The following is an 11,563-nucleotide window of genomic DNA, read 5'->3' on the forward strand; positions in this document are numbered from 1 at the left end:
CGCCGATCATCACGGCGATCTCGGCGAGGGTACGGCGTTGGCCGCAGTAGAGGTCGACGAACTGTGCCCGGCTCACCGCGTCTTCGGCGGCACTACGGGCTGCGCATCGTCCGAACCGCTCGGCGGCAATGGGCGATGCGGGAGCGGGATGGTTTTCGAGGAGGTGGCGGATCACGTCAATGGTGGTACCCAATTGCCGCGCGATCTCCGACAACGCGGGGTGTTCGTGGCGGGTCAGGTCATGGAGGGCGGCGAGGTCCACGGCGCCCGGATCGGGTCCGGGTAGGTCGATCCCGTCGAGCAGATGTGGTGGTGGATGCCAAGACACAGGTTCCTCGCCCAGTCCGTGGTCGTCGAGGAACTGTCGGGCCGCCGCAGCGAGTAACGCGGCCAGGGCGGGGGTGAGTGCGCGCGGGAACTCGGCCCGTTTCGCGCGGACGTCGTAATCGTCTGCGAGGAATGGGGACTGGGACGCGGGGAGCCCGCTGAGTCGTTCGAATAGCAGGCAGCGGGCGAAGTCCGCCTTCTGGCCGGCACCGGGCGGTGTTCCGGTCCGGCGGCAGATCTGCTTCCACAGGTCGTCGGGCAGCAGTGCGCCATAGTCCAGGCGGCGGCGCCGGTCGTAATTGATCGGTGGCGGCTCCGCGGCGAGGTGGTCCGCCAGCCGGGTCAACGCGATCAGGCTGTCGTCCCACCGAGAAGAGCTCCGCAGGCATGCCAGCGTGCGGGTGACCCCGTCCGCTCGGACAGCCGAACCCAGGCGGTCGGCGGCCTCACCGAGCCTGACTGCGGTGCCCACCAGCATCAGAGCTACCGACAGGGCCGGTCGGACCTGCGCCGGACTGCACGGGGCCACGGTGAACCGCAGTGACCATTCCGGCCAGAGCAGGGTCGGGATGCGGCGGGCAGCAGCGTCTACCGCGACAGCACTCGTCGACGGGTAGCTCGGGAGGGCGGCGGCGCTGCGGTACCGCAACTGATCGACGGCGCGGACGAACAGCGGCCGCAACGCGGCGAGCTGGATGGCCGCCAGCGTCGTACTGGTGGCGCTGCCCCAGTCGCACATGGTTCCGGCGGCGACAGGCCGCCCCAGACTCCGACCGCCGTGCACCAGCCACCGCAACGCCTCGCCGGCACCGGCAATGTCTGGCCGATCCAGCACCGTCATGGCCGTGGTCACCGCGACGGCGGTTGCGATCGCCCCACCGGCCCTCGACAGCTCCGATCCGCCCAATGCCGGTGCTTCCGACGCGGAGGAGGAGCGAACTCGGGCCAGCGCGTCGGCGAGGTCGGCGGGAACCCGATCGGCGATCTCCTCGATGCTGCCGTAGACGAGGACGCGGGAGGCCATGGCGTGCAGATCGGCCAGCACCACGCGGGCTCCGACGGGGCGGTCGGCGTACACACCGAAGGTGCCTCGACTGGCGGTGAGGACATCGAGCACGCGTTGCTGGGCCCGGATCGCCGGGTGATCCGGGCGCAACCGCATCACCGGTGCCGAGGTCAGGTATGCACCGCACCGGGCGAGCCCACGCGGCGCAGCGGTGTCCGCACTCCGATGGACGCAGCGGCCCGGACTCGGCACGACCTCCCGGAGGGGACGCCTGCACCGTTGGAAGCTTTCGCAGCGCGGGCAGGTGTCCGCCAGCAGGCAGTGATGCTCGGTGCAGCCGAACACACAGCCCAGCCGCCACTGCAGTTGCCACCGACCACCGGACTCGGCGAGGCAGTCCGGACAGTACCGGGATCGTTGCCCGCGACCCCAGGGCAGGCCCGCGGCCGCTCGTCCCTTCCGGCCGTTCAGCGACAGGGCGACCCCGTCGTAGCGGGCCAACGTCATCGCCTCGACAACGGCAACCGGCAGGTCCGCCGCCGCCGCGATGGCGTCCACGTCGCTCGGGCGCAGGTGCATCGGCCACAGGCTCGGGCGCCGAACCCTGTCAGCGGCAGTGCTGTCATCGGGGCGCAGGGCCTTATCCAGGTCGACGAACGCCGTCCCGGTGCGGTGCGCAATGGCCTCGAGCCAGGAATCGATCGCCTCACCGGGCAGCGGGGCGACCCGGATCGGCAGGGACCGCACCCCGGTCATCGACGGCGCTGTGTCGGCCGGGTGGTGATGCGGCGCGCCTCGAGGGCAGCTTGCAGTTCGCGCCGCGCGGTCTCGGCGTCCTCGTCGTTGCTGACGGTGTCGAGTACCTCGGCATCGAGGCGTTCGCGGCCGGTGGCGACCGCGCGGTGGCAGCCGCGGTTGACCAGTACCATCAGCGACCCGATGTGGCCGGTGCTGCGGGTGAACAGGTAGTCCGAGAGGTCGTCGGCGAGCATGCCCGGGTACTTGTCGGCCAGCACCAGCCCCTGTTCGACCGCCAACAGCATCGTCCGCCACTCCCGGCGGCCGGTGTCGGTATCGATGACGAACGGCCGCATCCCCACCAGCGTGGTGCGCCGCGCCGTCTGCGCCTCGGCGAACAGCCCGCGTTCGGCCAGCTTCACCCCGACAAAGACCACGGTGACCGGGAACTCGTTGGCGATGTACTTGAAGTGGTTGCTGATCTCCACACCGCTGGTGGCATGCATCCGCAGGAAATGCAGATCATCGACCACCAAAAGCCTTGTCTCACAGGAGGTCACACAGTCCAATGTGCGGCGGGACAGGTCGGCGCTGGTGCCGCGGGTGATCCCGGGGTGGGCGTAGAACTCGAGCATCGCCCGGTTGAACTCCTTGAGGCCGGTGTTGCCGGTCAACCCGACCCGGCACACCGGCCACCGCTGGTGGCCGTTGCGGGTGTGGGGGCCCTTGATCCGGATCTCGCGGCGGTGGAACGCCTTGGCGAACGCCAGCACCGATGTCGTCTTGCCCAGGCCGGGGTAGGCGTCGATCGCGACCGCACCCTTGGCCTTGTCGCCGAACTGGAGGTTGCTGTCGACCACGGTCGAGAGTTGCTCGTGCAGCGCGGTCAGTTGTGGGGTCCGGATCGGCCCCAGGTTCGCGTGCCACAGCTGCCGGAAATGGTTGTAGACCTCGGCGTCGTCCGCGCTGAGCGCTCGCAACTGCCGGCGGGTCAGCACCTGCGGCGGGACCAGGGTGGGGGAGTCGGTGAAATCGCGCCACCCCTCCTTGCGGGAGAGCGCCACGTTGCCCAACGGCGCGTAGTCCTGCAGGCGTTGCCGGATCAGTGCGACGGTCACAGGTACTCCAGCGCATCGGCGTAGAAGTCGTCACTATCGGGCCGGTCTGCCTCGTCCTCGGCATCGTCGTCCCCGATGTCGATACTGCTCTGCGAGGTGTCGACCGCCATCGCGTCGTGACGCCTCACCGACGGCGGTGACTCGAGGTCGAGCGCTGCGTCCTCGCGTGCCATACGCAATGCCATGCGCCGCTCGGTCATGCTCGACCCGAGGCCGAGATTCCACCGCTCGAGCAGGTCGGCGACCGCAATCCGGTCGTCGGGGTAGGAGTACTTCGCCTTCGCCAACCTGCGGGCGAACGCCAACGCGTCCTCGCTGAGCGGCATCTGCATCGACCGGGCGTGCTCCCACTCGAGCGGGTACCACCGCCGGGAGGTCGGATCCCGCAAGTAGATTCGGGTGATGTCGTCCGGGTCGACATGTAGTGGCCACCACCGGCCCTTGCCCTTTCCGCTCCAGCCGTTCCTCACGACGGAGCGACTCGAGCAGCCTGACCTCATCGGACTTGACCGGCCAGGAGAAGGCCGGCACATCACGGTGGCGGCCGGTCCAATATTCGTACTCGGCCCGCGACATGTGGAAGGTGGCATTGGGAAACAGATGGGTGTTGCCGACGTGGTCGAAGTGCATGTGGCTCAGCACCACGTGGTCGACGGCCTTGGGATCGACGCCCATCCGCGAGAGTAACTCGCTCGGTGTCGTACTGATCCAGCGGTTGCGGGTCGGTCCGACATTCTCGTTGAAGCCACAGTCCACCACGACGGTCTGGCCCTGTGACCGGATGAGCCAGAAGAAGTAATCCATTCCGACCGGGGTGTCCGTCTCGCCGTAGAGGTCATGGCGATAGAACGCCTCTCTCGTCATGCAATTCGGACGCGTGGCGTACCGAAGCGCGTAGACCTCCGTAGACGTATCGCTCATCTCGATCCTTCCTTAGTCAGGATTATGCGACCGAACACGACCACGGGCGTACATGTCACTCGGTTCCGGACGAACGGACCGCCCCGAGCAATGCGTGATCCAGTCCTCCGTCGACAAGGATGTTCTGCCCGGTGACGTAGCTCGAACCGATCGCTCGCGACCCACTCGACGGCTTCTGCGATGTCTTGCGGCGTCCCGATACGATGCATCGGGACGGATTGTGCGCGAGCGTTCTTGGATTGGCATCGGTGTAGGTGGCTTCGGTCAACGGCGTCCGGATCAACCCCGGACCGATCGAGTTGCGTTCGAGCATGCCGCGAGCGAAGGCGTGGCAGCAGTGCAGATACCCGGTCACGTTCACGTCGAATGTCCGCTGTCAGCGACAGCCTTGACGCCGGTCTCCGCGACGACCTTCTCGGCGGTCTCTCGCCCATGAGAATTCCCTCGCTGTGTCGGTGGGGCCCGGGGTGAGTTGCCCCCGGGCCACCCGATCAATTCAGGACGAGCAAACGCTCCTCGGTCATATCGCGGATCGCGTACTTCGGCCCCTCCCGGCCGATCCCGCTGTCCTTCACGCCCCCGTACGGCATCTGATCCGCCCGCCACCTCGAGGTGCCGTTCACGATGACACCGCCGGTGCGGATGCTCCTGAACGCGGTCATCGCCAGGTCGAGCGAATTGGTGAAGATCCCGCACTGCAGGCCGTACGGACTCTGGCTTATCTCGCTGAAAATGGACTCGACGTCGTCGTAGGCCTGAACTGTCATCGCGGGGCCGAAAATCTCGTCGGCCACGATGTCCATGGAGGAGTTCACGTCGGTCAGGACGGTGGCGTCCAACTGCGCTCCGCTGCGGTGGCCGCCGCACAGGAGGGTTGCTCCGTCGTTCACGGCACGATCGATCATCCCCATGACACGCTCCGCGGCGCCGTCATCGATCAGTGTGCCGACCTCGGTCGATGGCTCGAGCGGGTCGCCGAAGCGAATCGCCTCGACCTCCTTCCCGAGAAGATCGAGGAAGGCGTCGTGCGCCGGCCTCTTCACGTAGACGTTCTGGACGGACACACAGCTCTGGCCGGCGATCATCATCGCGTTGCGGGCGCAGGCGGCTGCTGCGACCTCGAGGTCCGCGTCGTCGCTGACGAAGGTCGGTCCCACCCCACCGAGTTCCAGTGCGACACGCTTCATTCCGACGCTGTTGCGAATGGCCTTGCCGACCGGTATCGAGCCTGTGAAGCTGACGAAGTCGACCCGCGGATCACTGACCAGACCTGGCGCGACACCGTCGCCGTACAGGGCGTTGACCGCCCCGTCCGGTATATCCGCCTCCATCACAGCCTCGATGAACGCGTGCACGGACAAGGGGGCCTTGGGGGACGGTTTCAACACGATGCTGTTACCGGCCGCCAGAGCGGGCCCGAGCTTGTGAGCAGTCAGGTGCACCGGCCCGTTGAAGGGCGTGATCGCAGCCACGACCCCCACGGGGAACCGCAGCACCATCCCCACTTTGCCGGCGCCGGCGGGTGAGGCGTCCATGGGGACGTGTTCCCCTTCGATCCGGACGGCTTCCTCTGCGGAAAGCCGGATGGTGTCCGCAGCCCGCAGCGGCTCGAGTACGGCATCCGAGATCGCCTTTCCGGATTCGCGCGCGAGGATCTCACCGATGTGCTGCGCACGCGCGCTCACGCTGTCAGCGATGCGGTGCAATAGCCTGGCCCGTTCATAACCCGGCATCCGCGCCATCACCGCACTGGCGCGCCGTGCGGCATCGAGGGCATCCCCGAGGTCCCGTTCGCTCGAGATCGCCATCGTGCCCACGACGTCTCCCCGATAGGGGTCGCGTATGTCGTGTACGGCGCTCTCCGAGCGCCATACGCCGCCGATCAAGGCCGTGGCGTCCACCGCTCGCCGCAGTTGGCTGGATGCTGTCATTTCGTCCTCCTCGCGTCTCGCCTCGTTTCCGATCACTGGGCGCCGACCTCCACGGTTGAGCGCGAGCCCATGTCCTGCGCAGGGAAGACCAGCGTCTCGTCGTGGTAGAGCAGCACCGACTTCACCGGAACCGTGACAGCGACCGCATCGCCGGGCCGCAGGTCCTGGTCGTGGGCATGCTGGGCGAACCACTGAGCGCCGCCCAGATCGACGATGTACTGGCGGCGGCCGCCCTCACCCAGCACGATCTGGGCGAGGGTGCCCTCCATCACGATGTTCTCGTCCTGCGAATGTCTCGCCATGCCGGAGCCTAGCCGGAAGATTTCGGTGTCCCGGCCACGAACGAACAGCTCGAGCTTCTCGTTCTTGTTGCGCCCGCGTGCCAGCTCGGAACTACCGTGGATCACCCCCATCCTGCTGTGCAGCACGCCGTCGCCCACCTCGACCGACGTCTGGTTGCGCACCCCCAGGAAGTGGGCGGCGTAGGGAGAGACCGGCCGGGCGTAGACCTGCTCGGGCGGGCCCATCTGCTCGATGCTGCCGGCGCGCATCAGAACGACCCGATCACCCATCTCGAGCGCTTCTTCTTGGTCGTGGGTGATGTGGAGGGCGGTGTAACCCAGCGCTCGGTGTAGCCTCATCAGCTCTGTGCGGAGTGAAACCCTCAGTAGGGCATCGAGGTTGCTCAACGGTTCGTCCAGCAGCAGGATCGCAGGCTCGTAGACCAGCGCTCGCGCGAGTGCGATGCGCTGCTGCTGACCACCGCTGAGCTCTGCCGGGAGTCGCTTCGCCAGCGCCTCGCACTCGAGAGCCTCCAGCACCTCCGAGACCCGCTTGTCCCAGGTGCTCTTCGGTAGCTTCCGCATGCGCAGCGGGTAGGCCACGTTCTTCTCCACCGTCATGTGCGGCCACAGCGCGTAGTTCTGGAAGACCATGCCGACTTGGCGCGCGTTGGGCTTCACGTTGATCCGCCGCTGGGCGTCGTAGACCGGCTGACCCTGCAGGCTGATCGAACCCTGGGTCGGCGTTTCGAGTCCGGCGACGCATCGCAGCAACGTGGACTTCCCGCAACCGCTCGGGCCGAGAATCACGACGTACTCACCCGACCGAATACTGAGATCGACATCCTTGACCGCGTGCACGGTCCTGCCCTTGGCGGTGAAGGTCTTGGTGATTCCGGACAGCGTGGCGCTGTCTGTCCTTGTTGCGGAATCCTCCTGCGTCAACGTGGTTGTTCTTGGCTCTGTCATGAGTTCCATGTCTTGCTCCCTTTACATGTTCTGTAGTGCGGATCGGCCGCCGACCCACACGGTGAGGGCGAGAAGAATTCCGGTGACGCCCGACATCACGAGGGCCATAACGGCAACCTGTGGGTAGACGCCGCCTTCCCAGAACTCGTAGATAGCCGTGCCCATGACGTGGTTGCCGGGAGAACGCAGCATGACCGAGACCGCGAAGTCATGGGACAGGAGCACGAGCATGACGGCCAGGCTTGCTGCCATTCCACGTTTCGTCAGGGGAAGCGCGACATCCAGGATGGTTCGTAATTGGCTTGCGCCGCAGACCTTCGCGGCCTCGAACAACGACGAATGCACTCCGACAAGACTTGCGTGCTGGGATCGCAAGGAGAACGGCAGGACGATGAAGATGTATCCGACGACGAAAAGTGCCAGTGTGCCGTAGAGGTTGAACGGCGGTCGAAGGAAGACGTAGAGCACGGCCAGACCCAGCATGGCGCGAGGAACGGCGAGCGGTCCGACGAAAACGAAGTCGAGAATGTACTGGATCGGGCGCGGCGCCTTCACGACTCCACTCATCACGAGGGCTCCGATGAATCCGAGGGGAAGCACGACCAGTGCCGCGATGATGGACACCGTGATGCTGTTCCACACGGCGCCGGTCACAATGGGGTTGGCCAGCGTGGTTTCCACATGCTTTGTCGTAAACGACATGTCGGTGAGGTCGCCGTTCCAGAAGGGAGAGAAGGCGACGAGCGTGATGGCGAGAAGCGGAACGATGCACGTGATGAATGTGTAGAAGACAACAGCCGCGAGTGCCCAGCGCGAGGTCTGCGTCGAGACGCTTCCACCGACTCCCTGTGTCACATAACGTCGCTGGTCGCCGATCACGGCTCGCTGAAGCAGGATCGATCCGATTCCGAGGACGAGCAGCGGCAGCCCCAATGCCGCGGTGGCGGCATAGTCGATCGGGAACTTCTCGCGGATATGAAAGATCTCCGTGGTGAGGACGTCGATGCCGTCGGCCGAGCCGAGCAGCAGCGGGGCAGTGAACTGCCCCAGACCGAGCAGGAATGCTACGACGAGTGCTGCCACGAGCGAGGGCCGCAGCAGCGGGAGCGTAATGGTCGTGAAGCTGCGAAATGCGGAGGCACCGGAGAGTTTGGCGGCGGCGACGAGACTGCCACTGATCTCGTGCAACCTGGCAAAGACGAAGGCGAAGACGATACCGGCCAGTTCGGTACCGGTGATGAGGATGATTGCAGGCATCGAGTAGACGTCGATCGGACCTTCGCTCATCCGTCCCAAGAACGGAAGGCTCCGCAGGAGGGTGTTTCCGTAACCCACTGTCGGGGCGAAGATGAAGATCCATCCGACGATGGTTGCCACCGGAGGGATGACCAGCCCGAGCTGCGGCAGGAATGCGGCGAACCCTCTCCACCGGATCGGAACGCGCATGACGAGAACTGCAAGGGCCACTGCGAGAACACCCGCGACGACCGTCGCTCCTGCGGCCAGCACAACGGTGTTGAAAAGGATGGTGGCGAGGTTGGGGACATCCGTCAGATTGCGGACGGCTGCGGCACCGTCGCCGAACGCCCGTGAATAGAACAGCACGATCGGCGCGAGGACGAAGAGAGCGAGGCCGAGGGCGAAGACGTACCAGGCGGCCTTACCGCCGTACCTGTCGAGCAGCGTCGGGAGTGAACCTCGGGTGAGATCTTCGTCGATGGCGGAGGTGGTGGCCGGTTTGGACGTGGTGGGTTTGGTGGTGGTGGTTGTCACGGGTTACCCCTTCGGGCGGGTCATCAGATTCTTGGCGGGGCGCGCCGCTGAGCCGGGTGTGCCCCGGTGAGCTCAGCCGAACTGCGGCGTCCATTCGGACTTGATGAATTCTTCGTGGTCCTGCTGGGTCCAGCCGCTGTCCTCGGGCGTCGGAATCTCGCCCCACGGGATCGAGCCCGTCGTGGCTACGGGGGTCGACGCCGGTGCGTGATGTGCAACGAATTGTGCGGCGCCCGCTTCGCTCATCAGCCAGTTGACGAACAACTGCGCGGCATTGGGGTGAGGCGCATTGGACAGCGCGGCAGCGTGATACGGCACGCCGGAGGTCGCCTCGTCGGGGACGACGTAGTCGACCGGCGCCCCCTCCTGTTTCAGACCGACCACCGTCGACGGAGCCAACCCGATGCCGTAGTCGATCTCGCCGGCGGCAAGGCCCTGCGCGAGCGGCACATTGCTGCTGTAGACGGTGGGGTCGAGGTCGGAGATACGCTTCATGAAGTCGTCGCCGTACGCGTCTTGCCAGAGAGAGTACAGAAATGATTGGGCGGTAGAGATTTCGGCATCGATTACGCCGATCTTTGCGTTGGCGGCAACGTTGAGGAACTCGCTCATGTTCTTCACCGGACGGGCCGACTTGGTGTTGTAGCCGACGACGTACGCGTTGGAGAAAACGAAGGGATAGCTCTTGCCGTCGAGGTGGTCCTCCCAACCCGCAGCCGCCTGATCGGGCCCGACTTTCAGGGCCGCGAACCGGCCCTCTTCGTCGCTCGCGTCGAACCAGCCCGTTTGGGAGTGCAGGGTGACGTCCGCCCCCGGCGCGTTGACGGCGCCCTCCTGGTCGAGGCGGGTGATCAGGTCACTGGTGGGCGCCCGTTCGACGGTGATCGAGATGCCGGGGTACGCCTCCTCGAATTTCTCGAAGCTGGTCTCCACGCCGCTCAGGGACGAGTACACCACCAGCTCTCCCTCACTCTTGGCAGCGTCGACGAGCGCGTTCCACTCCGCGTCGTCCACTGTCACCGGCGGACCCGATTCGGCGACTTCACCTGCTCCGGCGCCCCCGCATGCTGTGAGCGCAAGCGACAGCGCCACGGTGGCCGCAGTCAGGATTGAACGGTGCCTGTTGCGCTTGCTCCGCAACAGGCTCTTGGTCGATGCCATGCCTAGTCCTCCAAAGGAAATTTTCGGTTGTTCCGCGCCGGCTGGGCGCTTGTTCACGATCGGCACTCAGAAGACGAACGCAGCCTTGCCGGCGCTCTGCTTGTCGAATTCCTCGTAGGCATGGACTGCCTCGTCCAGCGACCAGTGATGGCTGAACAAGTCGTCCACGGGCAGGTTGCGGCGCGCGACGAAGTCAGCACAGGCCATCTGCTGCACGCTCGACATCGACCACGACGTCATCGCGGTGACCTGTCGGGAAAGGAACGTACGGACGTCGAAGGCAATCGTGCCCCCCAGTCCCACGGCGCACAGCCGTCCCCAGTTCGCCAGTGCGTCCAGCGCGGCAGTAGCAGCGACCGTCGCACCCGAGGTCTCCACGGCTGCAGCGGCACCGGCACCCGCGGTGAGCTCGCGAATCGCCTCGACGGGATCGACCGAGTCCGGGTTCACCGTGTCCGCTGCACCGAATTTCGAAGCCTGTTCCAACCGAGAGGCAGAAGGGTCGACGGCGATGACCCTGGCGCCGCGTGCAGTCGCCAGCATGGTGGTCGACAGGCCGACCGGACCTTGGCCGAAGACTACGAGGTCCAGCCCGCCCACCTCACCCAGGCGCTCGAGAGCGCCCCAGCCGGTGCCGGTGCCGCATCCGATGGCGGCGCCGGCGCAGAACGACAGCTCATCGGGCAGCGGAAGCACGCACGCCGCGGGGACCGCCATGTACTGCGCATGTGCACCGTGGGCGTTCTTGCCGTAGACCTTGGCGGGCGCTGAGGTACACATCTGGGTCCAGCCCGAGCGGCAGTTCATGCATGTCCCACACCCGGAGTAGTGGTGCACCATGACCCGCTGCCCTACGGACAGTCGGGCGCCATTGACTCCCGGTCCGAGCGACTCCACGACACCGGCCGGCTCATGCCCACCGATACACCGGCTCTCGGCAGGAGTTCCGTCGTTTTCCGCTCGGTAGTAGTGCAGGTCGCTGCCGCACATCCCTGATGCCATGACGCGCACGACCACCTCGCCGGGCCGTGGGGACGGATCTGGAAACTCCGCGAGGGAAACCAGTCGGTCTCCTTCGAAAACCAAGCCTTGCATCGCGTAACTCCTTAGTTGTGGGCGCCGCGCTGCGCGCGCCGACGGTCGATGCGTGCAGCCGATCCGGGGGATCTGCGCAGCCCTCGACCGGTGCCATCCGCCGAAACCCTCGGTGGGTGTTCCGTTGATCGGGAGGAGTCACACCCCTCCCGCAGGGGTCTGTGTCCTGCGTCACTACGAACATGCACATATTGCACCTGTTTTCCGGCTTTGTAAACCCCCGTGGCGACCGGGCCCGCTGGA

7 protein-coding genes and 3 pseudogenes are annotated in these 11,563 nt (G+C 66.0%); all 10 read right to left on the reverse strand.

All coding sequences use genetic code 11. From position 1 onward, the window contains the following. Positions 1 to 1,705: 1,705 nt before the first annotated feature. A pseudogene (locus CJ177_RS48250) lies at positions 1,706 to 2,089 on the reverse strand (TniQ family protein); the annotation flags it as partial. Continuing rightward, the gene (locus tag CJ177_RS10645; protein ID WP_061700546.1) at positions 2,086 to 3,189 is read right to left on the reverse strand and encodes a TniB family NTP-binding protein; all 1,104 of its coding nucleotides are present in this window, start codon (positions 3,187 to 3,189) and stop codon (positions 2,086 to 2,088) included. The pseudogene CJ177_RS48250 and the gene CJ177_RS10645, both read right to left, overlap by 4 nt. Beyond that, a pseudogene (locus CJ177_RS48255) lies at positions 3,186 to 3,641 on the reverse strand (transposase); the annotation flags it as partial. The pseudogene CJ177_RS48255 and the gene CJ177_RS10645, both read right to left, overlap by 4 nt. 52 nt (positions 3,642 to 3,693) lie before the next feature. Continuing rightward, positions 3,694 to 4,110, reverse strand: a pseudogene (locus CJ177_RS49360) (MBL fold metallo-hydrolase); the annotation flags it as partial. A 55-nt stretch (positions 4,111 to 4,165) separates the two neighbouring features. Then, positions 4,166 to 4,471 (reverse strand): hypothetical protein, encoded by a 306-nt coding sequence (locus CJ177_RS10655; RefSeq protein ID WP_061040573.1) that lies wholly within the window; start codon positions 4,469 to 4,471, stop codon positions 4,166 to 4,168. A gap of 130 nt (positions 4,472 to 4,601) precedes the next feature. Further along, positions 4,602 to 6,041, reverse strand: coding sequence for an aldehyde dehydrogenase family protein (locus tag CJ177_RS10660; RefSeq protein WP_005250165.1), 1,440 nt, complete (start codon positions 6,039 to 6,041; stop codon positions 4,602 to 4,604). Positions 6,042 to 6,073: 32 nt separating this feature from the next. Continuing rightward, entirely contained in the window at positions 6,074 to 7,300 is a 1,227-nt protein-coding gene (locus CJ177_RS10665) for an ABC transporter ATP-binding protein (RefSeq protein ID WP_095867713.1), read from the reverse strand. Between the two features lie 12 nt (positions 7,301 to 7,312). Beyond that, positions 7,313 to 9,064 carry an iron ABC transporter permease gene (locus tag CJ177_RS10670; protein ID WP_005250168.1) on the reverse strand — a complete coding sequence of 584 codons (1,752 nt, stop codon included), beginning with the start codon at positions 9,062 to 9,064 and terminating at the stop codon, positions 7,313 to 7,315. Positions 9,065 to 9,136: 72 nt separating this feature from the next. Then, complete coding sequence (locus CJ177_RS10675) at positions 9,137 to 10,291, reverse strand: ABC transporter substrate-binding protein (RefSeq protein ID WP_143548675.1); 1,155 nt, start codon at positions 10,289 to 10,291, stop codon at positions 9,137 to 9,139. Continuing rightward, positions 10,292 to 11,320, reverse strand: coding sequence for a zinc-binding dehydrogenase (locus CJ177_RS10680; protein WP_061040570.1), 1,029 nt, complete (start codon positions 11,318 to 11,320; stop codon positions 10,292 to 10,294). Positions 11,321 to 11,563 lie beyond the last annotated feature (243 nt).

The organism is Rhodococcus sp. ACPA1 (assembly GCF_002300195.1).
In the GTDB taxonomy this organism is placed as follows: domain Bacteria; phylum Actinomycetota; class Actinomycetes; order Mycobacteriales; family Mycobacteriaceae; genus Rhodococcus_F; species Rhodococcus_F opacus.

Excerpts from the sequence above, each read along its gene's own strand:
- CJ177_RS10660 (WP_005250165.1), bottom strand. The coding sequence starts at position 6,041 with ATGACAGCATCCAGCCAACTGCGGCGAGCGGTGGACGCCACGGCCTTG.
- CJ177_RS10665 (WP_095867713.1), bottom strand. The coding sequence starts at position 7,300 with ATGGAACTCATGACAGAGCCAAGAACAACCACGTTGACGCAGGAGGAT.
- CJ177_RS10680 (WP_061040570.1), bottom strand. The coding sequence starts at position 11,320 with ATGCAAGGCTTGGTTTTCGAAGGAGACCGACTGGTTTCCCTCGCGGAG.